General features: G+C 60.1%; 18 protein-coding genes. 6 read left to right on the top strand and 12 right to left on the bottom strand.

All coding sequences use genetic code 11. The annotated features are described in order from the left end of the window. Nucleotides 1–29 precede the first annotated feature (29 nt). Both BGE01nite_RS08435 and BGE01nite_RS08430 read right to left on the bottom strand, forming a co-directional pair. Nucleotides 30–1,496 carry a sulfatase family protein gene (locus BGE01nite_RS08435; RefSeq protein ID WP_146849999.1) on the bottom strand — a complete coding sequence of 489 codons (1,467 nt, stop codon included), beginning with the start codon at nt 1,494–1,496 and terminating at the stop codon, nt 30–32. Further along, nucleotides 1,493–2,737, bottom strand: coding sequence for an SEL1-like repeat protein (locus BGE01nite_RS08430; RefSeq protein WP_170266680.1), 1,245 nt, complete (start codon nt 2,735–2,737; stop codon nt 1,493–1,495). The genes BGE01nite_RS08435 and BGE01nite_RS08430 overlap by 4 nt, the downstream gene beginning before the upstream one ends. A gap of 176 nt (nt 2,738–2,913) precedes the next feature. Between BGE01nite_RS08430 and BGE01nite_RS08425 the strand changes: the two genes are divergently transcribed. Then, nucleotides 2,914–3,681, top strand: a complete 768-nt coding sequence (locus BGE01nite_RS08425; RefSeq protein ID WP_146849997.1) for a helix-turn-helix domain-containing protein — start codon at nt 2,914–2,916, stop codon at nt 3,679–3,681. A 45-nt stretch (nt 3,682–3,726) separates the two neighbouring features. Here BGE01nite_RS08425 and BGE01nite_RS08420 read toward each other — a convergent pair whose 3' ends face one another. Next, nucleotides 3,727–4,728, bottom strand: a complete 1,002-nt coding sequence (locus tag BGE01nite_RS08420) for a M28 family peptidase (protein ID WP_170266679.1) — start codon at nt 4,726–4,728, stop codon at nt 3,727–3,729. Between the two features lie 43 nt (nt 4,729–4,771). Here BGE01nite_RS08420 and BGE01nite_RS08415 point away from each other — a divergent pair, with 43 nt between their 5' ends. Beyond that, on the top strand, nt 4,772–5,731 hold the full coding sequence (locus BGE01nite_RS08415) for a lysophospholipid acyltransferase family protein (protein WP_170266678.1): 960 nt from the start codon (nt 4,772–4,774) through the stop codon (nt 5,729–5,731). 84 nt (nt 5,732–5,815) lie between these two features. Continuing rightward, nucleotides 5,816–6,253 carry a hypothetical protein gene (locus BGE01nite_RS08410; protein WP_146849994.1) on the top strand — a complete coding sequence of 146 codons (438 nt, stop codon included), beginning with the start codon at nt 5,816–5,818 and terminating at the stop codon, nt 6,251–6,253. 700 nt (nt 6,254–6,953) lie between these two features. Here BGE01nite_RS08410 and BGE01nite_RS08405 read toward each other — a convergent pair. The 8 genes from BGE01nite_RS08405 to BGE01nite_RS08370 form a co-directional block, all read right to left on the bottom strand. Beyond that, a complete protein-coding gene (locus BGE01nite_RS08405; RefSeq protein ID WP_146849993.1) occupies nt 6,954–7,418 on the bottom strand; it encodes a DUF6210 family protein in 465 nt (154 codons plus the stop codon). A 66-nt stretch (nt 7,419–7,484) separates the two neighbouring features. Further along, on the bottom strand, nt 7,485–8,321 hold the full coding sequence (gene gluQRS, locus BGE01nite_RS08400; protein ID WP_146849992.1) for a tRNA glutamyl-Q(34) synthetase GluQRS: 837 nt from the start codon (nt 8,319–8,321) through the stop codon (nt 7,485–7,487). Nucleotides 8,322–8,378: 57 nt separating this feature from the next. Next, nucleotides 8,379–8,987, bottom strand: a complete 609-nt coding sequence (locus tag BGE01nite_RS08395; RefSeq protein ID WP_170266677.1) for a C40 family peptidase — start codon at nt 8,985–8,987, stop codon at nt 8,379–8,381. Nucleotides 8,988–9,067: 80 nt separating this feature from the next. Then, on the bottom strand, nt 9,068–9,922 hold the full coding sequence (locus BGE01nite_RS08390; protein ID WP_146849990.1) for a 4Fe-4S dicluster domain-containing protein: 855 nt from the start codon (nt 9,920–9,922) through the stop codon (nt 9,068–9,070). Between the two features lie 13 nt (nt 9,923–9,935). Then, the gene (locus BGE01nite_RS08385; protein WP_146849989.1) at nt 9,936–10,289 is read right to left on the bottom strand and encodes a hypothetical protein; all 354 of its coding nucleotides are present in this window, start codon (nt 10,287–10,289) and stop codon (nt 9,936–9,938) included. Between the two features lie 142 nt (nt 10,290–10,431). Next, a complete protein-coding gene (locus tag BGE01nite_RS08380; protein ID WP_146849988.1) occupies nt 10,432–10,866 on the bottom strand; it encodes a hypothetical protein in 435 nt (144 codons plus the stop codon). Between the two features lie 86 nt (nt 10,867–10,952). Continuing rightward, the gene (locus BGE01nite_RS08375; protein ID WP_146849987.1) at nt 10,953–12,179 is read right to left on the bottom strand and encodes a radical SAM/SPASM domain-containing protein; all 1,227 of its coding nucleotides are present in this window, start codon (nt 12,177–12,179) and stop codon (nt 10,953–10,955) included. 54 nt (nt 12,180–12,233) lie between these two features. Continuing rightward, nucleotides 12,234–13,538 (bottom strand): tetratricopeptide repeat protein, encoded by a 1,305-nt coding sequence (locus tag BGE01nite_RS08370; protein ID WP_146849986.1) that lies wholly within the window; start codon nt 13,536–13,538, stop codon nt 12,234–12,236. A gap of 159 nt (nt 13,539–13,697) precedes the next feature. On the opposite strand from BGE01nite_RS08370, the gene BGE01nite_RS08365 reads away from it, so the two are divergent. The 3 genes from BGE01nite_RS08365 to BGE01nite_RS08355 all read left to right on the top strand — a co-directional run bounded on the left by BGE01nite_RS08365 (nt 13,698) and on the right by BGE01nite_RS08355 (nt 16,581). After that, nucleotides 13,698–14,378, top strand: a complete 681-nt coding sequence (locus BGE01nite_RS08365; protein WP_146849985.1) for a zinc metallopeptidase — start codon at nt 13,698–13,700, stop codon at nt 14,376–14,378. An 89-nt stretch (nt 14,379–14,467) separates the two neighbouring features. Beyond that, nucleotides 14,468–15,265 (top strand): YdjY domain-containing protein, encoded by a 798-nt coding sequence (locus tag BGE01nite_RS08360; RefSeq protein WP_146849984.1) that lies wholly within the window; start codon nt 14,468–14,470, stop codon nt 15,263–15,265. 146 nt (nt 15,266–15,411) lie between these two features. Next, a complete protein-coding gene (locus tag BGE01nite_RS08355) occupies nt 15,412–16,581 on the top strand; it encodes a prenyltransferase/squalene oxidase repeat-containing protein (RefSeq protein ID WP_146849983.1) in 1,170 nt (389 codons plus the stop codon). Nucleotides 16,582–16,719: 138 nt separating this feature from the next. Here BGE01nite_RS08355 and BGE01nite_RS08350 read toward each other — a convergent pair whose 3' ends face one another. Further along, nucleotides 16,720–22,701 (bottom strand): transglutaminase family protein, encoded by a 5,982-nt coding sequence (locus BGE01nite_RS08350; protein WP_170266676.1) that lies wholly within the window; start codon nt 22,699–22,701, stop codon nt 16,720–16,722. Nucleotides 22,702–22,964: the final 263 nt, after the last annotated feature.

The raw sequence follows: 22,964 nt of genomic DNA, 5'->3' as shown, positions 1-22,964 counted from the left end.
TTCCTTGATCGCTTGAGCCCTCACAGATGTCAGGGGCGGGTCACCATGCTGGCCTGGTCCCTTGCCAGCAGATCGGCGAGGTGTTGGCCTTCGGCGGATCGTCCGGGTAGCAAGTTCTGGGTTTCGCCGGAGTCTTTGGCGAGGTCGTAGAGGCCGGGGAGATTGCGGGCTGTGGCGCTTTTCTTTTTGTTCGCATACCAGCCATCAGCAAGGGAGAGGTCGGGGACATATTTCAAATGGCCACTCCGGATGGCAAGGTCGCCGTTGCCGCTCATGAGGATGAGGTGATCGCGTTTGGGCGCGTCTTTTTCGCCAAGCATCGCGGGCAGCAGATTGTAGCTGTCGGGCAGTGAGCCTTTCGGCAGCGTGATCCCGGCGGCAGCGCAGATGGTCGCAGGCATGTCGAGCGTGGAGACGAGGTCCGCAGACACACCAGGCTGGATGCGCGCGGGCCAGCGGACGACGAAAGGCACGCGGTGCCCGCCCTCCCAGAGCTGGGATTTTTTGCCGCGAAAAGGACCGCCGGGCTTGTGGCCTTTTTCGTCGATCACGTAGGCACCATTATCACTGCTGTAAAGTATGAGCGTATTTTTCGTTAGGCCGAGACGGTCGAGTGTCTGGAGCAGCTCGCCGATGCATGCATCCAGTTCCTGCAGCATGTCAGCACGCGGAGTGAGGCCGCTGCTTCCGGCAAATCGGGGGCCGGGAATGGCGGGCGCGTGCACATTGTGCGGGGCGTAGAGCAGGAAAAACGGCTTCTCCTTGCTGCGCTCGATGAACTGCACACTCTCGCGGACGAGCGTCTCGGCAATCTCGGTGTCCTTCCACCACGCGGCCTTCCCGCCCGTGCCCCACCCGATGCGGTTGCGCCCGGCGGCCCAGGGACTCATGCCCTGAGCCTTGGCCTCGGCAGCATCGTAGCTGTAGCGGATGGGATCAGCGGGATCGAGCCCCACCACACGATGATCTCGCACAAACACGACGGGGATGCGGTCGTTCGTCGCGGGCAGGCCGAAGTATTCATCAAAGCCAGTCTCGAGCGGCCCGGGACGCAGCTCTTGATTGAAATCCGGCTTCGTCAGACCAAACCCGAGATGCCATTTGCCAATGAGCGCTGTGCGGTAGCCCGCCTGCTTCAGCAGTCCAGGCGCGGTCGTCATCGTGGTTGGGATGAGAAGCGGCGCATCCCCTTTGGCCACCCCTTTGTTCAATCCCTCCGCCTGATGCCGCCACGAATACTGCCCGGTGATTAGCGAGTAGCGCGTGGGCGTGCAGACAGCCGCCGAGGCATGACCATTGACAAAGCGCTGCCCCTCACGGGCGAGGCGGTCGATGTTAGGCGTCTTCACCAGAGTGGCCCCGTAGCACCCAGCATCCCCCCAGCCCACATCATCAGCGAAGATCAAAAGTATGTTAGGCTTCGCGCTGTCAGCGGCGTCGGCTTGCCCGCCAAAGAACGCAAGGAGCGCAAGGAAGGTGGAGGCGATCGGTTTCATGAGCGATCAATGACAAACGCGGGACGGGAGAGCACGCCTTTGGACAGCGCGCCATAGTGGTCGGAGCGCCAGAAATCCTTCAAATCCGCGGCGGTGATGAGCTGCAGCCCAGGTGTGGCCACGGCGGGATTGCAGAGGATGTAGAGGTCCTCCTCCGCGATGTAGCCGCAAACACTCAGCGTGTGCCCCGCACTGCCGTTCGGGTATTGCGGGCCGATGTATTTGAAATCGACCACGACCGGGCGGCCATCATCCAGCTCGCTTCGCAGCATGGCGGTGGCCTTTTCGAAACCTTCCTCATCAGGCGTGAAGGTCGTGAGCTTCCACTTCTGGCCGATCTTCGCCGAGGCATCCAGCAGATGTCCCCAGTCCGTGCCGGTGCCGAGAGGTGAGGGGCAGAGTTTCTTAAAATCCCAGCCGCAGATCTCGCTGCCTTGGAAGCGCGCAAACGTCGCGCACGCGGTGGAGCCGCAGTTGTTATAGCCCTGAAGGATGTGTGGCATCGGCACATGGGCGAACTTGCCCGGCTCGCCCTTGCGCTGGCGGTAGTTCATGATCCTCAAAAGGTCCGCGGCCTGCTGCGCGGAAGCATTGTCAGAAGGCTGCGAAGGATGACCGGTCGCTTGCGTGGGAAGGAGTTTGGAAGCCCGAATCCAGCTCGCCTTCGCGGCCTCGAATTCACCCGCCTGGAATTGCAGCTCCCCCAGAAAAACGAGGCCGGCCGGATTGTTCAGCTCTGCGGCACGTTCAGCCAGGCGGCGGGCCTTCACCGCATCGCGTGGGATGCCTTCGCCCGCATGGTAAGCCATCGCTGCCGTGGCGGCCGCGCGGCCGTGACCTTGATCCGCGGCCTTCACCCACCATTCCAGCGCCCTCGTGCAATCCTGGGCCGTGCCTTGCGCGCCGAAATAGCACTGACCGAGGTTGAAGGCGGCCTGCGAGGATTCATCCGCCGCTGCTTTGAAGTAGCCAAACGCGACCTCGGGATTCCGTTTCACCACCGCACCGCGCAGATAGGCGAAGCCGATGAAATCCATCGCGCCCGCATGTCCCTGATCCGCCGCCTTGTGAGCCCACTGCATGGCCTCGGCATCGTTTTTCTCGGCGCCTTTGCCATCACGCAGCGCCATGGCGAGCGAGAGCTGCGCGGCGGCGTCTCCACTCGCCGCCTTGGCCCGCAGAGATGAAGGTGCATTGAGTTCAGCGGCAGCCGCCAGGGAAGCAGAAGAGTGCATCAGCATGGCAGCAACGGTCAGGATGAGTGATGGCGGAAAAGTTCTCACAGCAACGCCGACCATGACTGAGTTTGCCGCCAGCGTCTTGACTCGAATGGCCGCCACAGGCAGTGAAAGCCGCACAAATGCGTGTGTGGATGCAAAGGCGTTCACCCCAGGGCCGTTGCTCAACCTCGCATCGCATGAAAAAACCGAACACGGGTCTCCCAGGACTGTTCTCTGACAAGGGAGCCTTGCTCATCGACACGACTCACATCGAGCAGATCGCCGATCTCATGCACGACACGGCGTTTTTCATCAAGGATGCCGCAGGGCGCTACGTCGTCGTCAACCACTCCCTCGTCGAGCGGCACGGACTCAGCGAAAAAGCCCAGATGATCGGTAGACGTCCCTGTGATGTCTGCCCAGGCGACTTCGGCCGCATCCCCACCGAGCAAGACGCGCAGGTCCTGCGCACCGGGCGGCCCATCATCGAGCGCCTGGAGATGTTCTGGCGGAAGCCTCACAAGCCTGTGTGGGGTCTCACCAGCAAGATCCCCATCCGCGACGAGCACGGCCGCGTCACCGGACTCATCGGCATCTCCAAAGATCTCACCGCGCTGGTAAGCCGCGACGACGTGCCACCCGCGATCGCCGTGGCCCTGCGCCATCTCGAAAGCTCGTTTGACCAGCCCCTGAGTCCTTCGTCACTCGCCAAAAAATCCGGCATGAGCTCCGCGCGCTTTGCCCGCGTGATCAAGCGCATCCACGGCATCAGCCCCATGCAGTTGATCACCAAAACCCGCATCACCGCAGGCTCGCGTCTATTACGGGAAACAGATGCTTCCATCGCCGAGATCGCGCTGGAGTGCGGGTTCTCAGATCACAGCGCATTTACCCGTGCCTTCCGCGCCGTCACCGGCATGTCGCCAAGCGAATGCCGGAAAAGCGCCACGACCGCCGGTACCTGAGCCAAGCCAAGCAGCGTCTGCTTGGCTCTGCACGAAGGCGTCAGCTCACTTGAACAGCTTTGCTGCTGCCTTGAGATGCGGACCGTATTCTTCCATGCGCACTTCCACACGCTCGCGGATGGTCCGCTCGCCGATGCCATCATGCTTCGTGGCTACGAGAGCCTTCAGCAGATCGATCAAGGAACGCACGTCATTCATCATCACGTACTCAGGAGCGATCTCCTTGTTCGCGTCCAGATTGTGGTAGTTGCCCAAAGGCACCGAGACACCGACAGCGCGATAGCCAGCAGCCTGCACCGCCGTGGCTTCACAAGCACCGGCATCCAGCAGACAACGCTGCACGCGGATGCCCTGCTCCTTCGCAGTCGTCATCAGCACCGCCACGCCTTCACTATCAAAGACCGACATGCGATCTCCCACGCGCACCACCGGGCCGCTGCCCATCACCGCGCCATTCACCGGACGGCTCGTCTCGATGGAAAGGAAAACGTCATTCTTCCCGAAAGGCCACTTCTGCGCCAGATGCCAGGCTCCGAGGAAGCCCACCTCCTCCGCACGCGTGAAGACCGCATGACAGGTGGTGCTCAGGTTCAGGGAGGCCAGCTCCCAGAAAGTGGCCACGATCACCGCGCAACCGATGAGGTCGTCACAGGCGGTCGCCTCGATCTTTTCAAAACTGATCTGCGTGGGGAAATTCCATGTAGCGATAGCTCCCGTGGGCTTGCTGCGCAGGCCGCGCTTCACACCGGCATCCACCAGATCCTGCGGCACACCGCCCAGGAAATCCCACTCGCTCTTCTTGCTGTTCGGCTTCTTCACAAAGGCCGGGTGATCCATGTGCGCGCCCAGCACCCAGGTCGGGCTGCTCTTGCTCTTGCCGCTCTTGTAGGTCGCCATCAAGTTGCCGAACTTGTCGCGCTTCAGCTTCACATTGGGGCAGTCTTTCAGCAGTGCCTCGATCTCCGCCCGGACATGATATTCATGAAAAGGAGCGGTAGGCGCTTTGAGAATTCTCTTGAGAATGGATGTGAGGTTGGGCACTGCCATACCTGCACCTGTAACGCCTTTTTCCATTCGTCCAACTGCCAAGGTGAAGAAGCTCCGATATTTCTTTGAAACCGCCCTGGTGGCATTCGCCGCCTGGCTGCTGCCGCGCCTGCCGCGCTGGTTCATCATGGCCTTGGCCCGTGGCGTGGGCCGGATCGCCTATCTGGCGGACTCCCGCGGCCGCCGCACCGCGCGGCAAAACCTCCGCGCCGCCTTTCGCGGCACCTTGAGTCATGCTGACGTCCGCCGCATCACGATCGGCTCCTATCAAAACTTCGCCCGCACCTTCCTCGATCTCTTCTGGGCCCAGGCCCTGACCCAGGAAAACTGGCAGAAGCATGTCAGCATCCGCATGGATGATCCCGAAGCCGAGACGAAGGCGCGCGAAACCGGCGCCGTCTGGGTCACGCCGCACTTCGGAAACTTCGAGTTCGTCAGCCTCATCTGGGGATTTCGCAAAGTGCCCTTCACCGTGGTGGCGCAGGATTTTAAAAATCCGGAACTCACCCTTATCTTCAAGCGCCTGCGCGAGCACAGCGGCCACACCGTCATCTCACAGGAGAGCGCCATGCTGAAGCTCATGAAGGCGCTGAAGCGCCAGGGCCACGCCGGCCTGCTCACCGACCTCAACATCAAACCCGGCAGAGCCGCCACCGTCATCGAATGCTTTGGCATGAAGACCTGTGTGCCCACGCTGCATGTGGAGCTCGCGAGGCGCCTCGGCCTTTCCATCATCACCGGCGTCTGCCAGCCCGCAAGCGATGGCACCTACCAGGTGCAGATTTTCGAGGCCATCCGCCCCCAGCCCGATGACGATACTCAAGCCCTCACCCAGCGCGTGTGGGATCACTTTGAAAAAGCCATCCGCGCCTACCCCGAAGGCTGGCTCTGGATGTACAAGCACTGGCGCTACCTCCCCGGCACCGAACGCGATCCCGCGTATCCCGACTATGCGAACCGCTACGAGCCTTTCAGGAAGCTGGTGGAAGGGGAAGGAAAGTAGCAATCGCAGATCGCCTTCAATGCTATTGACTCCACCGGGTAGATCGCGCTCACATAGTGTGGATTCAGAAAGACCCGGCACCTCATGTCACTGTTCTTCCGGCTCAGACTCGCTTTACTTCGCAAGCCCAAGATGATCGAGGCGCCTCTGGGCGAAGACTTTGCATCCCTGCAAAACCGGCTTCCAGAGCTATCGCCCAGCGATTCGCCGAGTGAATGGATGGACAGCACTGACTACAGACTCGAGCTGCCCGACTACCTCCTCCACGTCACAGCCAAAGAGGGAAAGGTCGTGGCGGTCATCCACAATACCGACCGGTATCGGAACACGGGGGCACAACGCATCAAAAAGCTGATCTATTTTCTGGAGGCCTACGCAGGCGAATCTTCATTCGACCAGGTGCTCGATAATGGTTTCGGCCTCAGCTACAAGACCGAGGACGACGAGAGATGGGCAACTTATAGTTATGCTTGCGACATCTTCTCCACCTACTTCAAGGATTTGGAGAAGACCCCAATGTAGCCATGGCTCCATGAGTGCTGATCTCGATGAGCATATCGTGGGGGCACACCTTTGTTTCCTCGAACGGGCTGGACGAAACCGACACTGCGTAGATTCAACGGCGCTCAACATTGCCTGTCCCACTCACCCCATGAGCGCGATCCAACCGCCAGACTTAGAACAGAGTGAGCAGCCACAGTCATCGCCGAAGCAGAGGTATCCATTCGTGTCCGTGGCGCTGGCATTGATGATCGGATTTGGATTGTGCACGGTCGGGTTTCTTCGTCTCGCGGAGATGGCAGACTCCATGGTCTACGTCGATGAAACATACGCCATCCCGCCATTCGCTGCCGGGCTCTACTTCCTCCTTCTGGCAGTTGTGTCTTCGGCCATGCATCCCCGCCCTCCAGCCCCGAGGCTGCCCCTGCCTCGGATCTTGCTCTTAGCCGGGGTGCCCGCATGCACATGCATCGCGATCGCGTTCGTCTACATTTCTACTCGCTCACATGACCATGTCGTCCTTGGATTCTGGGACTCGCTCGGTGCAGACGGAATGTATGCCTGGAACATGCTCGCTCTCCATTCAGTCTGGCTCATTTCCTTATGCATTTTTGCCTGGAGCTTGCCAGTCACCCGTCATCGACTGGAGTCACGTCGGTCAACTCTATGCAGCACAAACCGCGGCGTCTGAAAGCGCGCCAGAAGCCGACTCGTCGTGATTTCAGTCACTGTTGGACCAAGTCAAAATCGCAGGCCGTGGATAGGGGCCAAAACCCGCGAACACTCCCAAGCTTGGATCATTCCACTCGTCTTGAATCAGAGTCACATGAACCCAAGCCTCATTGGAGTCTCGAAGCCGACCTCGATCCACCATGACGGCACGGCTTAGATTCGCTCGCTGAAGCACTCCATCAATGAAATCAGCATCTATGACGTCCAGGCCTGAGACGGCACCAGATCCGCGATGCTTCGGTCCACGGAAATAGGCGCTCAGCTCAATCTCGGGTGACTCGAAGACGAGACCCTCGATCCGATAGTCATTCCGCAAAGGAACATAGATCCCCTCCATCTCAGGCTGCAGGCAGGAGAATCCTCCCGTCTGATTTGAAATAATGACACCACTCTTCCAGCCGATGATCAGGCCAGTTCCTACCGTGTCATAAAGTCGAATCGTTGGCTTCGGCATGCCCACCCAGAGTAAAGCCAAAGCGGATCGTGGCCAGAACATCCTTTCGAAGGCACAGCTTCCGCATCAAATCCCAAGCTCCTTCCTCACCATCTCCGCCGTCCACCCCTGCTCTCGCAGGGTACGCAGCGACCTCGCATCATCCCTCTTCGCGAGTCGTCGTCCCTGATCATCCAAAATCAGCCGATGATGCTCCCACTCAGGCACAGGAAGACCTAACAAATCAATCAACAAGCGATGCAGATGCGTGGCAGGAAGCAAATCCTCGCCGCGAGTAACCCGCGTCACTCCCTGCCTTGCATCATCGAGCACGACCGCCAGATGATAACTCGCCGGCGTGTCTTTACGGGCCAGCACCACATCACCAAAAATGGCCGGAGTCGCCGTGAAGGCGCCATGAGCACGATCAATCCATGACAGCTCCTTGCCCGCCAGAGCCATGGCCTTGACCACATCCAGGCGCAGGGCATAAGCCTCACCACTGGCGATGCGCTCCTCTCCCTCAGCCGCACTTTTGCCGCGACAGGTGCCGGGGTACAGCGGACCATCGGGACCATGCGGCGCATTCCCCGCCTGCGCGATCTCATGCTGGATCTCCTTGCGTGTGCAGAAGCAGGGATAGAGCAGCCCCAGGGCTCGCAGCTTTTCCAAACCCGCGCGATACACCGCCACATGCTCCGACTGCCGGATCACCGGCTGCTCCCACTTCAGGCCTAACCAAGAAAGATCCTCAAAGATGCCCGCCTCATACTCAGGCCGCGCACGTGTGGCATCAATATCCTCGAGGCGCACCAGAAACCGTCCATCCCCTGCCCTGTCAGCCGCAAACAGCGCCGCATACGCATGCCCCAGATGCAGCCACCCCGTGGGGCTGGGAGCGAAGCGGGTGGTGTGGGTGGGCATGGAGTGTGATTGAGCGATTCAATCGTCATCACGTCAAGCGTAGGAGTCGCGACTTACTCACCCTCCGCCAAACAACCGGTTGAAGAATCCTCCACGACTCGACGAAGGCCTCGAAGACGCGGCCACCAATCCCGGAATGCGCCCATAGCCATAGATTGCAGCCTTGGCACCCGGCTTCGGCATCACAAAATCAAACAGACTGACCCCCGTGCGCTTCTGGCCTTCATAGCGGCGGCCATCACTCGCACCGAAGACCACCGGCTTGCCGGTGCTGCGGCTTCGGCCCAGGTAAATCATGACATGCGTCACCGGCAGGACGCGGCGTCCCGCGCTGTAGGTGCCGGACCAGAAGACAAGATCTCCCGGCTGAAGATTCGCGAACTCGGGATGACTCAGCGAGGTGGCGGTACGCGTGCGGTAAAAACGCGACTTTGCCTGCACCCACGCACACATCTCATCCGACTGGCGGGGCAGCTCGTTAAATCTCACACCTCCTTGACCTAACAAATAATAGATCGTCCCGGAGCAGTCCATGCCACCGCGCGCCGGATTGGATGAGCCAAAGATATAGGTCAGCTTCCGTCGTGTCAGGGCGAGCGCATCTCGGATGAGCCGCTTCACACCCTCGGGCTGGCGCTCGAAGTCCACCAGATCCGTCTCGGACATGGTGCTGACGGCAGCCTGACGCGCCTGGGCCGCACTGGACCCGGCAACCAAAAGCATCGCAGAGAGAACACGCCGCCGGTTCATCCTTGCGCGGCGAGGGCTGCCTCGGCTCTGGCTTTCGCCTGCGCGGCCTTGCGGAGGATTTCATCGGGGCTGGGCAGACTGGCCAGCACATCTGCGGGAATGAAGCCGTCACCCACAAGCTTGGTGAGGCACTTTTTACGCTCATCCAGTGCCTTGTCCGGACTGCGTTCCTTGCTGAAGCGGGACTTCGCAGCAGCACTGCGATCCTTTAGAGCGGAGTAGATGTCGCCACCGAGCAGGGAGGAAATGTCCACCTTGATCTTTTCACGTCCGGCCTCAGTCGCATTGACCTCGTCACCATTGATGGGCCCCTGCTGATACTTGGGGAACATGATCGCCACTTCCGGACAGACACGGGAGCAGGCAGGGCAGTTCGTTTTGCAATTGTCGTTATTCTGCACCTGGATCTTGTTGTCCGAGCTCACGCCATAGACATCAAAGAGGCAGAAGCTCAGGCACTGCATGCAGTTCGTGCAGCGGGTGTAGTCGATCACCGGGAACCAGGGCTTCCATTTGCCCGGCTCGTTCATCGTCGTGGTGCCGCGGTTCTTTTCCACCAGCGCCAGGATGCCTTCCACATCCAGCCCGCTGATGTCACGCGTCTCGATCTTCACCTGGCCGGTGGCGTCCTCGATCTGCGGAGCGGTCTGGTCAGGGAACAGGCCGAGCACGAGCAGGCTGCGGTCATCATGCGGCATGGCCGGCGTGCCCCCATTGCTTGCACGGGTGACAGCATAGCCCTTGTCCAAAAGCGCCATCATCACCTTCGTGCGGGCTTCCGCCGGCAGAGCGATGGCCCCCTGCCCTTCATAAAGGACAACCCGGAGCGGACGATGAGTGTGGGTGATCATGAATGGAAAACGTTTAAGCCGTCAGGGCCGTTGCAGAATCGGAGGAGAGAAGCGCCTCGGTGATCTCCACCGCCGTTTGCGTGCGCATGTTCAGTACCTCCGTGTCTTCAGGAAGCGGTGCCCCTGCCTGCTGGAAGAGCCCCTTCACCGCACGCGGATAGCAGGCGGCGATGCGCAGCTTGCCACAGGAGGCCAGCGCCGTCAGACGCGGATCACGGTGCGCAGCCATCTCACAGAGGTCAGACACACTCTCAAAGCTGGCTCCGGAATCACAGAGGCGCTGCAGCACCTCGTTCTTCACTCCACTGGGCACGACCTGCGCATACGCACAGCGGCAGTAAAGGAGGGTGGATGGGGATTCTGGCATGTTGGGGGTTGAGGATGGAAAATGGAGCCACCCAGCGCATCTGCAAGCGCGGGCATGCCCCTTCCGGGATAAAACAAAAAACAAGCGAGGCGGGCCAGAACGGCCCGCCTCGCGGAAAATAAGAATCCTTAGTCAGATGCTATTAGCGCACTGGGATGTGGGAGCGCTCAGGATGCGTTGGCTGGTAGAGCCAATGGATCACATTGCCGTGCTGCACCAGGGCGCGGGCCTTGGAGATGTGCACTGCATTGGAGCCGGGCTTGCCAGCATAGGTGTTCGGGCCGGTGAAGCCGTCAGCCAGGGTCACAGTGATCGCCCAGTAGTACTGGTCACCGAACTTCTCGAGGGTGGCATCTTCATAATAGACGATGCGGTCACGGGTGACGGAGGTCTCGCCGCGGTTGATGCTGCGATTGATGGAGGTGTAACCACCGAAGATGCTTTTGCTAGGGCGTTGACCGCAGTATGGGGTCGCGTCCGGGGAAGGAAGCGGCACATAAGCGATGTTGGAGTTCATCGGAGCGGCGAAGCTGCTCGTGACCACGGTGAGAGCAATGAGGGAGAGGATGTGTTTCATGAGGGATTGAGGCAGGTGACGCTAATTTAAGGAGTTTAAACCGCTTTCGGCAAGTGTGAATTTCATACAGACCGTGACATTTTCTATTACACTTTGGGACTATATGCGGACGGGTCCAATTTCCGGTACACCCCAAAATCATGGTAAAAGAAGCGTTTGGCGACTTTATACATCCAATGCTTCTCGGGAATTTCCTCTTCTTCCCGCCATTGACTGGTGCGGGATTTCATGGACTCGATCTCGGCCATGGCCGTCTGGCGGATCGTCGTGTCCTTGGCGGAGTGCTTGATGGCCAGGGCCTTCACAAGATCCGGGCGCTCCAGCACCACGCACCCTCGCGTGTGCTGCGCCGCCGTCTCGCGGAAGTCCTTTAAAAAGGCGGACTGGGTGAAGACATCAAAAAGATCCCGGTCCGTGCGCACATTCTCCGTGGCAAACTGGATGATCGGGCACGGCTCCAGCCCCCCGGTAGGCCCGATGTGATGGCTGATCCCCGTGGCCATGGGACACAGCGCCTTGCCATTGTGATCATAGTAGGCATCCACAATGGCGATCGGCATCTCCGCGCGCATGTCGGTGACAAAGCGCCGCGTCTGCGTGATCTGGTCCGGCGTCAGGGCGAGCTGCTCATTGATCTTCGGCCCCACGGGCCGGTAGGTATGATACCAGGTGTAGTGCACACCCATGTCGATCAGCTTCTGCAGCCATTCACGGGTGAGCAGATCATTGATGTTCGTTTGGCACAGGCTCGTGGCCACACCGGTCAGCAGCTTGGCATCCAGGCAGTTCTGCAGGCCGCGCAGCGTGCGGTTCAGCACATCTTTTTTGCCGCGACGCTCATCACTCACCGTGCTGTTCCCTTCCACGCTGACCAGCGGCGTGGCATTCCCCAGCTTGCGCAGCGCGGTGGCCACCTTCTCCGTGATGAGCTGGCCGTTCGTGAAGATCTGAAAGTAGCAGTCCGGATGCATCGCCAGCAGGTCCAGCAGCTCCGGATGCATGAAGGGCTCCCCGCCCAGCAGGCCAAAGAAGGAGTTTCCATGCTTCTTCGCATCATTCACGATCTTGTTCAGCTCATCGAGGTTGATGGCCTCTCGCGGCTTGTCCACATCCACCCAGCAGCCCTGGCAGCGCAGGTTGCAGGAGTTCAGGATGGAGATGTAGAGGAAGGGCGGGAAGAACTCCCCCTTCTCCATCCGCTGCTTGAAGAGCATCACCGAGCGGGCACCTTTAAAGCCAAAGTTCCAGCCAACCTTGGCCAGGCAGACAGGATCAACGGTGCGCAGGATGCGTGATGTGAGGGAAAAGATCATCAACGGGGGAAATTCAGAATACGAGGCAAAACGGCACCAAGGAGAAGAGAACGGTCATGGAGCGGCTTTCTTCACAGTCGTGCTCCATGAGGTAAACTCGGGTGACTTCTTGAAGTCATCATACACCGATTCCGTCAGCCTGTCAGGCGTGATCGTGGCCCCTGTAAAGGCCTTGAAAGCATGGATGGCCTCAATCACACCCGCGTAATCTTTTTCCGCCGCACGGATCTGCATCTTCAGATCCACCAGATCAAACAGGTCCGGCTCGAGGCTTTCGGCACGTTTGAGCGCGTCCCTGGCGGTTGGCAGGTCGTTCGTTCGCACACACATCAAGCCCTGCAGATGAAGAAGGTAGGAATCGTCCCCGATGGTCTTGAGAGAGGCCTCCACCGCCTTCCGTGCGGCCGTGTAGTCCTCCTTCAACAAATGGCGGTCCATCAAGAGCAGGTCGATGGTGACCTCCTCGCCTAGGATCCCTCGTGCCTTTTCCAGCGCCGCCACATATTCTGCCTCCCCCACTTCCCCCAGCCGCTGGAGTGCCGTCACATACTGAAGAAAGATCGTGGACTGGTTTTTCATCTCGGGAGAGAGCTTGTGAAAAAGGGTGATCAGGTCTTGAAAACGACCCTCGCGGCTCGCCTGGGCAATCTCTGCCAAGGCATCCATGTCATTCTTTCTCGCCACCCGTCCCATGATCTGCTCCAGCACACCCGCATCCGCTCGAGTGATGAAGGCCATCGTCTGCCGGAGTTGCTTGCTGAACTGCACGCCGAAAAGGTAGCTGTAAAAGTCGCCGACTTTGAAGCCTCCCGCCTTCTGCCGGATCAGCAGGATGTCGAAATAGGAGGCTCCGCCATCGTCCGGCAGGAAGCGCAGCGTGATCGTCGGGATGCCGCCTCGCTTCCAGTGGCGCACGATGCGTCCAGATTGCCCCACCACCTCCCGGAAAATCCCCCCCTCATTGTTGGTCGCCGAATCCATGAAACCCTTCTTTGCCTGGGTGAAGTCCCTGAAACCATGGAAGATCTCCTCAGCAAGGAAATCATAATCCATGCTGGCATGGATCTTTGCATTGTCGCTCTTCTCCACCGCCTGGATCAACTCTTTCACAAAGGCCTCGGCCTGCACTTTCTCCGCTTCAGTTAAGGGCACCATGAGTTCCTTCACACGAGTTTCCGCCCTCAGTTTCTCAGCCTGTTCCTGGATCTTGTTGAAGGTCGGAACCGCCAGCGCGGCAAGGATTGTCACCCCGACAATGGCCGCGATGGCGCCTCCAGACAGGCCTTGCTTCGGCGCTTGGGGAAGCGGAGGCGGTTGGGAGAACAGCGGCGGAGGTGTGGAAGCTGGGGGCGAGTCCATAAGCCGTCCATGTAGCTCTCTCACCAGACGGCAGCAATGCATTCCCGGGTCGCGCCGACCGCCACGATTCGAATTTCACCCCCATTTTCCACTCAACATTCCTCCTGACTCCGCTTTCTCTTTTCCCTCGTAGAACCTTATATAATCCCCCCCGATTCCATGACATTCCTGTTCATCATTGCCGCCATGCTCCTCGCCTTCTACGCCCAATGGAAGGTCAGCTCCAATTACAAACGTTACTCCCAGGTCCGCGCCAGCTCCGGTTACACCGGCGCGGAGATCGCCCAGCGCATCCTGGATCTGAACGACATCCGTGACGTGTCCATCCAGGCCGCGCCAGGGCACTTGATTGACCATTATGACCCCAGCAACCGACGTCTGGTACTGTCCGAGGAGAACTACTATGGCCAGTCCGTCGCCGCCCTCGGCATCTCCGCTCATGAGTGCGGTCACGCCATCCAGCACGCCAAAGCCTATGCTCCCCTCCAGTGGCGCATGGCCGCCGTGGGCATCACCACGGCTGCCGGTTACATCATCGGCATCTTCGGCCTTGCCGCCATGTTCGCACCGAAGATCTTCCTGCCCATCCTGGTGGTCGCTTTCGGCATCATCACCCTCTTCCAGCTGGTCACTCTGCCCGTGGAGTTTGATGCCACCGCCCGCGCCAAGAAGATCCTCGCCAGCACCGGTGCCGTCACCCAGGGCGCCGAGTTCAGCGCCATGAGCAAGGTGCTGGATGCCGCAGCTCTCACCTACGTCGCAGCCTTCCTCAGCGCCCTCGCGAACCTTCTTTACTACCTGCTGCCCCTGATCATGGGCCGTAGTGATGATGAACGATGAGCATTTAATGCTCATTCAGGCAGCTTGAGCAGGTCAAAACTTGCTCAAGTCGTCATTGCAGTGGGGAAATCCTGGAATGAGTTTCGTGCATGAACTCTCATCCACGTTCTCCCCTGCCCTTGCGTTTGCTGACTGCCATCACCGCCCTTGGACTGCTGAGCGCTCACGCCCAGCAGCCGGCTGCGCCTGCGGCTCCCGCTCCAGCTCCATCCTCATCCGCCACACCTGCGGTCGATGGCGCCAAACAGCTCGCTGAAGCCCAGCAACGGCTGAAGAAGATCTCCGCCACCGAATATGATCTTGATGGCATCCGCATCAATGCCTCCACCCGCGAGGTGCGCTTCCCTGCCCAGGTCTGCCTGAAAAAGGCCCCGATCGAGTACATGCTCACGACGGACACGGGCAAGACCCACGAGACCGTCCTCACCACCACGGTGCAGCCCACTTCCATCCAGGTCGCGTTGCTGCTCGCAAACTACCAGGCCGCCACAGAAGGCCTGCTCAAACATGTGCCGCAGGACGAGCGCCCCACCGTTTGGAAGGAAGAGCCTCCAAAGGACAAGGGCGGCAACCTGGTGAAGATCAGCGTCGAATGGAAAGTCGGTGAGGAGATCAAGAAGGAGCCGCTGAACGCCATGGTGCAGAACATTGACACCCGGAAGTCGCCGCCCGATCTCGATACCTGGATCTTCAACGGCTCCTACATCGATGAGCGCGGTTTCATCGCCCAGCACGAAGGCAGCATTGTCGCCGTCTGGCTCGACCGCGGTGCCATCCTCAACTCCGGCGCCAAAGGCAACCACCGCGACGAGCTCTGGATTGCCCTCCCCGACAACATCCCCGACGAAGGCACCCCTGTGACCGTCGTCATCTCACCAGCCACATAAGCCGTTTACGATAGTTTACTGTTGTTGACGGTGGTTGACGATTGTTTCCCAAGCCTCCGATTCCATTCCTTCCGACCTTCATCTTTTCCCCGCCAACCACTGTAAACAATCGTCAACAACCGTAAACCACCGTCAACTTTCTTCCCATGAAAACCACCGCCCTCGCGCTGCTTCTCGCAGTGCCCCAGATCGTCTTCTCCCAGGCTGCCACCCAGCCTGCGCGCCAGGAGTCCTTGAAGCAGGAAATCCGCCTCGGTTATGACCGCGGCCTCGCCTTTCTCAAGTCGAAGCAGAACGCCGAAACCGGCCAGTGGGGAGATGCCGAGCCCGTCGCCTTCACCGCTCTCGCCATCACCAGCATCCTGCTGGCTCCCGAGCGCAAGCCCACCGATCCCATCCCCGCTGAAGTGGAAAAGGGCATCGCCTTCATCCTGAAAAACGTGCAGCCTGATGGTGGCATCTACGTGAAGGCCCGCGCGAACTACAACACCTCCCTGGCCCTCACCGCCCTCATGCTCGCCCCCAGCAAGGAGCGCGAGCCCATCCTCATCGCCGCGCGCCGTTTCATCATCGGCCAGCAGAACGACCATGATGAAAAGGGCAAGCTCGACAACCCGAACGATGGCGGCATCGGCTACGGCACTCCAAAGCCTAACAATCCGGCTCACGCTGACCTTTCCAACACCCATTTCGCCCTTGAGGCCCTGTACTACGCGCAGGCACTGCTGGCTGACAAAGGTGATGCCGCCAAGGACGAGCCACAGCTCAACTACTCCGCCGCCATCCAGTTCGTGAAGAACTGCCAGAACCTGCCAGAGAGCAACAAAGCCGCCTGGGTCAGCACAGATGCAAAAGACAAGGGTGGTTTCATCTACAGCCCCGGTGAAACCCGTGGCGAGGAAGCCAAAGGTCCGGACGGCAAAGTGGCCCTGCGCAGCTACGGCAGCATCAGCTACGCCGGTCTCCTCAGCTTCATCTACGCCGGTCTCGGCAAGGATGACGCCAACGTGAAAGCCGTGCTTCAGTGGCTCAACGAAAACTACAGCCTCAATGAAAACCCCGGCATGGGCGCCAAAGGCCTGTACTACTATTACCACACCATGGCCAAGGCCCTGAGCATCGCCGGCACCGACTTCCTCAAGACCAAGGATGGCAAGGTCATCGACTGGCGCGCCGACCTCGCCGGCAAGCTTCTCAGCCTGCAGACTGGCGACGGCTCCTGGACCAACGCCGAAGGCCGCTGGATGGAGAGTGACTCCACTCTCGCCACCACCTACATGCTCATGGCCCTGGCCCGCATCCACGCCACGATGTAATCTCTTTTTAGTTAGGCCTGTTGAAGGTCGTTGTTGATGAAGCCCCGGATGCCGTGAGTATCCGGGGCTTTTTCGTGGATGGATGAAGGTTGCGTGCGGTGCTTTACCCTCAATCTTCCTGCCAAACTCTGACTCCGTTCACTGCGGCGTCGCACCAGACTCGAGCTTCTTCAGCAGTTCCTCGGCTACGTGATGTTCTGCCTCATCGTGGCAGTACTTCACATAAACACGCAGCGGTTCCTTGGCCTCCTCGGTCCGCTTCAGTTCCACCAGAGCCTTGGCCTTGAACCAGGAGTGGGCGTAAAAGGTCGGATACTTTTCCATGACCTCCGTCGCCGCTTTGAGCATCCCTTCCCAGTCCTTGTTCATGCGCGCGATGAAGATGGCCAGCGTCAGTTGATCCTGCCGCTCTGGATAAGCCTTCTCACAGAAAGCGACCCATTCTTTCGGCAAGGCATCAGGCTTTCCGAGCAGCTCCGCCAGGGTCACGGCACGGCGCACAGCATAGACATCATTGCCGCCCCAGCTGTCCAGGATGGCTTCCTTCATCGCAGCCGGGGCCTCCTCCAGCGCCAGCGTCAGCTCATCTTTGCGCCCGGCTTTCTTCAGCGCCGGGATGATGATCGGCAGTTCCTCATGCTCCAGCAGCGCATCAGCCCCCATCTCATCCAGCGCACGCTTGATGCTTGGCACATCACCACGGCTCATCGCGCGTGAGAGCGCCAGACTTTGCAGGAAGCTGCTCATGCCCGCATCCTTGAGCTGCTCCTGAATGGCCTTGAAATCAAAGTCTCCACCGGTGCGCAAGGCCCACTGTGCCTCCTCAGAACGGATCTCGGCATAGGTCTCGGGCAGTTTCGGATCACGCCACGGCTTCACCAGGGACAGCGCAAACTCACGCTCCTCCGCATTATCAAAGTCGATGGCAGACAGAATGAGATTGGCGGCCAAGCGGCGGGTTTCATCCTCCACATCATCAGCCGCAGCTGCGCCAAACACAGCCTTGGCCAGGGCCAGCCGCAGCGGCCTCATGCCATTGGTATCCACTTCCGCACAAGCCTGTCCGAGGAGGTTCCAGACGTGCAGCCCTCCGCGGTCATATTCACCCTTACGCACCGCCTCGCGCATCCAGGCCATGTAGGCAGCCGAGCCCACGTTGGACGGATTCACAGCACCGAGCACATCCGGGACTTTCACCTTCGGCACAGCAGCATCATGTTCCACCAGCACTTTCTCCAGCGCCTCATGCATCGCCATGGAGCGCCTCACCTCGCTGATGCTTTTCATCAGCGTGAGGCGCAGGCTCTGCAGCTCTTTCGTCGGGATTCCTTCGCTGTTGCGCAGTTGCGTGAGGGCCACCGTCACAGCTTCCGCACGATCGACCTTGCCCTTCGCCAGCGCGCGATCCACCAGCGTGGTGGCAAACAGCTCCACCAGCACCATGGCGTTGTTGTCCTTCACCTGTGCCAGCAAAGATTCGGCGATGGAGGTGTTCGAGCCAAGGTCCGTGGCATGCACACGGTCCAGGCAGAGCATGTAGGCCCGGGTGTCATCCAGCCAGTCCTTGTCAGCCATGCGCTTCCGCAAAGTTGGGTAGTCTTCCGCCGTCCCCACCTCCGTGGCAAAGAGCACCGCCATGCGCAGCGTGGAGTCTTTCAATGAGACGGGAGCCTCCGGATCATCCAGGATGGAGAAGATGCACGCCTCATAGGCTGCGCGGCTCCATTGCTGCGCCTTCAGGTAACGGATCAATCCCTGCCGCCACCATTCAAGGCGCAGATCGATCGAGCCCTGACGCTCCGCTGCCGCCAGGATGTAGACCTTCGCCTGCTCCTGGAACGGCAGGTTCTCCACCGCGCTGGAGATGTCTTCTTCATCTGCCTTCAATCCGGCATCCGCCAGCGTCTTCGGTCCCGCATACGCCCACCATGGCGGCGCATGCTTGGTGATCCAGTTTTGGAGAGTGCTGCCGAGAGCCTCCGTCTCGCCCGCTCCCCTGAGCATGCCCTTCAATTCCGCCAGCGCGCTTTCATCCACGCTGAAGACCGGGCTCTTCAATTCCGCCGTCAGGAGTGACTTGAGGTCCGCCGTGCGCTTCTGCACGCGCAGCAGGTCCACCATGGCTTTCACGCTCGCCATCCGGTCATCCCGCAGTTCAGGAGATGCCAGGTGCTCCCGCAGGCTGGCCTCGGCGGCAGGGCGCTCCGCTTCCTTCTCCATGGCGATGAGCGCCCACAGACGCGCCATGACGAAGCTGATCACATGTACATCTTTTGGATAGGCCTTGAAGTAGTCATGCACGTCCACCAGCGCCTGCGTTTTCAGGTTGGAGTCGATGCCGCACATGGCCAGGTACATGAAGCGTGAGCGCTTGTCGTTGTCCAGCATCACCGGTGCATCTCGCAGGATGGTCAGGATGAACTTCCGGCATTCCGTCCGCAGATTCGGCCGCACCTGGGCGATGCGGTACAAACTCAGCCACGAAACAGACACCGTGTTTCCTGGCACCCAGCGCGCCTGATGCGCTAGGCGCTGCATGATCTGGCCGCAGCGCACACCGTCCTTCGCTTCCATGGCCTCGCTCAGTTCCGTTCCCAGGGTTCCAGGATCCGTGACCATCGGCTCCACCTCAGTCTCCATGACACCGAGCTGTTTCGCCAGGTCCTGCCAGGCCGGCCACCAGGCGGGTTTCGCCTGCCATATGGCAAGGGCGTGCTTCTCATCCTTGGCCAGGTCTAACAACTGGGTCAGCACTTCCTCCATCGTCGTGTTCTTGAGATGAAACTCACGGCTTGTCTCCACCACACGCAGCAGACGCAGCGCTTTTTGCGGCTCTCCCATCTCCAGATGCAGATGTGCCGCACGGGCAAGGCCGTCTCCGGCGCTGGCATAGGTCTTCCAGCGTTCCAGGCGGGCCAGCATCTCCAGCGCCTTCTTCCACTCCTTCAGCTTTTCATAGTTGCTCGCGGCGCGGATGATGATGGTGGAGCGGAAGCCGTCGGGCAGTCCCGCATCAGCATCCATGGCGGCAAAGTGTTCCGCCGCTCCGCGCCAGTCCTGGCCGCGATACTCAAACACGGTTCCTTCGAGAAAGCGTATTTCCCAATGATGATCCTCCGTCTCAGGCAGCTTCTTGCCGAGCTTGATGAGCAGCCGCAGCAGCGTTGAGGCGGTCTTCGCTTCCGGACCGCGCTCATAGTGCTCCAGATGCGAGGCGGCGCGCCAGAGCACGCGGGGAAAGTCCGCATCAGGTGGATACTCCGTGAGCAGACGCAGGGCCAGCCGGTGCCCCGCATCTGAATTGCTGCTTTCGTCCGCGGCCTTGAAGGCGGCGGCACAGGCCTCCCGATTCTCCGGCCAGCCCGCCGTGGGCGGCTGCAGCGCTGTCGGGCTCAGCCTCAAATAAGCCTTTAGCTCCTTCTGCAGCTCACCAGAGACTTCCTGCCCCGCCAACGCCCCACGCGCGCTGTCCATGAACTTCTGATAGTCGGCGTCTGCGGACTTGAAGTTCAGCGCTTCGAGAGCTTTCAGCGTGCCTTGCGCATGCTGTGGCTTGTCATTCTTGGCCCAGGCATCCGCGAGCTTTGCCAAATGCACAAGCAAGGGCGTGGCCTTGTCAGCCTGCGCATCTGCCAGCTTTTTAAGTTCGGTCTCAAGCTCCTTCTCCTGCTTCAGCTCGATCAAAAGGAAGGTGATCTGGGCGATCAGCCCCTCCGCCACTTCCTCATGATTCAGCGCCATCCCCTTGCGGGCCTCCGTCAGCGCACGGGCGAAATCCTTCTCCTTCTCATACACATAGGAGAGCTGCAGGAAGGCCCACGCGCGGCGGTATTCCGAAAGACTCGCCTTCTGGGTCAATGCCTCAAAGATCGCCGCGGCTTCCTTGGGCTTCTCCATGTCCGCCAGCACCAGCCCCTGCATGTAGCGGCCCCACGCGGCGGTCTCCTCATCCACCTTGCTGTGAGGCTTTTGGTTAGTCTCACGCAGGGCCTTTTCCGCCTCGGCATCCTTGTCATCGCTCCAGTCCGCCAGTGCCAGCCGCACCTTCGCCATGAAGACCGTCAGCGGATCATCCGCGAAATGCTCCAGCACCTTCCGCAGGGCCATGCGGCGCATGTCGCGGTTGCCCTGGCTTGGAAACTTCTCCTCCACAAAGGCCAGCTGCCCCTCGCCGGTGGGCATGAGCGGGAACTTGCCCAGGGTGAGCGCAGGCTCGGCAGGTGCAGGGCTGGCGGCGCCTTCACCACGCTTCAGCCAGAGCGGCTTCTGCAACCAGCCCATGAGCGTCTTCGTGCCACGCCAGGCCGTGCCATGCTCCGTCGCCGACATGGAATTCCGGATCACCTTCGCCTCAAAATGCGGCAGGCAGGCACCGTCCTTCATCTCCCAGCGGGCAGACACCTCATAAGCTTCCGTGCTGAAATCAAAAGAGGCGGGCACATCCGCCGCCACCCAGCCCTCCGGCAGTCGGATGCTGCCGCTGACACGCCAGTCGACCGGCCAGAGAAACCTTGTGGTCTGCCGCTTCTCATCATCACCCATCCTCAGCATGACAGCTCCACCAGCTGGAAAGGTGATCGGCAGACGCTCGTCGTTCCCGCTGACCTGCGTCGTCAGGGTGAAAAAGACACGCCAGGCCACATCGCCCTCCAGCTTGCCTTTCTCCACATCGATCAAGCGCGCACCAGGCAGCAGAGAGTTGAGGCTGCTCTGCACATCACGCTTCAGCTCATCCTGCCCCATGCTTTCATAATAGCTGCGCTCAGAAGCCAGATAGTACCCGCTGTTCCGCAGTTCCAGCCAGCCCTCGATGGAACCGTCCACCTCAAAGTCCGCATCCAGCCGGTAGTGCACCTCGCCCCCAGGAGACACGGGCGTGCGTGTCCACTCGATGCCGTCCGGCTTCATCAGCAGCACATCACGATCACAGCTCGAAGGTGCCAGCATGCCCGGCGTGACATAGCGGATGGTCGGATCCGTGAACTGCCAGCCATTCGCCGATTTCACCGCCAGGATGGCATGATTGAAATGCCGTGTGTCAGGACTGCGCCGCTCGATGCGGCCCAGGTGATCCGTTTGAATCAGGGCCAGACTCGCCTCCACACCCACAGACCGCAGCAGTAGAGCAGAGAGGTTGGACTTGTCCTTGCAGTCGCCATAGGCCGTCTTCCACACCTGCTCTGGAGACCTGGGCTGCAGGGCGCCAAGCCCAAACTCCAGCCCCGTGTAGCGCACATCACGCGCCACATGGGTCACGATGGCCTGCACCTTCTCCTGATCGGTCTTCGCATCCTTCGTCCACTCACGCGCCAGATCCAGCAGCGGCTGGGGCACTTCAGACCGCTCTTTCAGCAGCTTCCGGTACCACTCGCCAAAGGTCTCCCAGTCCGCCAGCGTGCTGAGAAACAGCACCGGGCCCATCTGGTCCATCGGCGGACGTCCGCCCTCCGCATAGTCAGGCATGATGCGCTCCTTCTCATACTTCCAAAGGTGAGTGCCGTCTGGCTGCGTGGATTTCACGGCCTCGGGATATCCCGTGCCAAGCCGCGTCTCCTTCACCCGGCTCACCACGGAGTCCGGCATGAGCAGCACAAACCGGGACTGCCGCACCGGCCAGTAGGCTGACATGTATTCCTGCGCTGTGAAATGCCCGTCAATGCGCACCTGCGTCTCCTCATAGCAGGTGATCACCTCCCGCACGATGCCAGGCTTCATGGCGGAGAAGATGAGCCGCATCTGGCCGCGGTCCCCGTACACACTGGCGCCAGAGTCGTTCTGCGCGGACTCCATGATCACACCCCGGTCGTCCACCGGCACCTCCTTGCCATCCTTGAGGATGGAACGTGCCAGCACCAGATGCAGTTTCTGGTCATCCGTGCGGAAATCATGCGTGTCCTCCGCCAGGGTCTCGGCTCCTGACTCGTTCACAGCCTCCTCAATCATATGGTGGGCCCAGACACGTCGCCCCGAGGCATCCGTGTACATCAGAGTTTCATCCAGCAGGATGACGCCGTCCTTGCCCTGCGAATCGAAATCACCACGCCGTGCCAGGACCTCCTTCAGAGGCGTCAGCAGCGGCTTGAGACGTTTCTCATAATCCGCAGGTGGCTTTCTGGACAAGGTCAGGGAAACCGAGGAGAGCCCCTTGCCCTCCATTCCCCCCTTGGGGGAAGCCTCCTGGGCCAGCCCAGAAGCAGAGAAAACCAGCAACCCGAGGGAAAGTGAGGAAAAACAGCGCCAAAGCATGCACCCCCATGGAAACGAAACCTTGGGAAAGGCGCAAGATCAAAGCGGCCAGACCTCGGAGAAACACCTATCAAATTTGCTTCAAGCCAGGTGACGAAAGCGTCAGCAAGCCGCTTCCCGGAAATGCGCCTCCCCCG

This window comes from Prosthecobacter gellanilyticus (genome assembly GCF_007992435.1).
Lineage (GTDB): Bacteria > Verrucomicrobiota > Verrucomicrobiia > Verrucomicrobiales > Verrucomicrobiaceae > Prosthecobacter > Prosthecobacter gellanilyticus.
Note: the sequence above shows the minus strand (reverse complement) of the source record. Positions and strands in the feature narration are given on the sequence as shown.

Coding starts and splice junctions, on each gene's coding strand:
- BGE01nite_RS08435 (WP_146849999.1), bottom strand. CDS start 1,496: ATGAAACCGATCGCCTCCACCTTCCTTGCGCTCCTTGCGTTCTTTGGC.
- BGE01nite_RS08430 (WP_170266680.1), bottom strand. CDS start 2,737: ATGCTGATGCACTCTTCTGCTTCCCTGGCGGCTGCCGCTGAACTCAAT.
- BGE01nite_RS08425 (WP_146849997.1), top strand. CDS start 2,914: ATGAAAAAACCGAACACGGGTCTCCCAGGACTGTTCTCTGACAAGGGA.
- BGE01nite_RS08420 (WP_170266679.1), bottom strand. CDS start 4,728: ATGGCAGTGCCCAACCTCACATCCATTCTCAAGAGAATTCTCAAAGCG.
- BGE01nite_RS08410 (WP_146849994.1), top strand. CDS start 5,816: ATGTCACTGTTCTTCCGGCTCAGACTCGCTTTACTTCGCAAGCCCAAG.
- BGE01nite_RS08405 (WP_146849993.1), bottom strand. CDS start 7,418: ATGCCGAAGCCAACGATTCGACTTTATGACACGGTAGGAACTGGCCTG.
- gluQRS (WP_146849992.1), bottom strand. CDS start 8,321: ATGCCCACCCACACCACCCGCTTCGCTCCCAGCCCCACGGGGTGGCTG.
- BGE01nite_RS08395 (WP_170266677.1), bottom strand. CDS start 8,987: ATGTCCGAGACGGATCTGGTGGACTTCGAGCGCCAGCCCGAGGGTGTG.
- BGE01nite_RS08390 (WP_146849990.1), bottom strand. CDS start 9,922: ATGATCACCCACACTCATCGTCCGCTCCGGGTTGTCCTTTATGAAGGG.
- BGE01nite_RS08385 (WP_146849989.1), bottom strand. CDS start 10,289: ATGCCAGAATCCCCATCCACCCTCCTTTACTGCCGCTGTGCGTATGCG.
- BGE01nite_RS08380 (WP_146849988.1), bottom strand. CDS start 10,866: ATGAAACACATCCTCTCCCTCATTGCTCTCACCGTGGTCACGAGCAGC.
- BGE01nite_RS08375 (WP_146849987.1), bottom strand. CDS start 12,179: ATGATCTTTTCCCTCACATCACGCATCCTGCGCACCGTTGATCCTGTC.
- BGE01nite_RS08370 (WP_146849986.1), bottom strand. CDS start 13,538: ATGGACTCGCCCCCAGCTTCCACACCTCCGCCGCTGTTCTCCCAACCG.
- BGE01nite_RS08365 (WP_146849985.1), top strand. CDS start 13,698: ATGACATTCCTGTTCATCATTGCCGCCATGCTCCTCGCCTTCTACGCC.
- BGE01nite_RS08360 (WP_146849984.1), top strand. CDS start 14,468: ATGAACTCTCATCCACGTTCTCCCCTGCCCTTGCGTTTGCTGACTGCC.
- BGE01nite_RS08355 (WP_146849983.1), top strand. CDS start 15,412: ATGAAAACCACCGCCCTCGCGCTGCTTCTCGCAGTGCCCCAGATCGTC.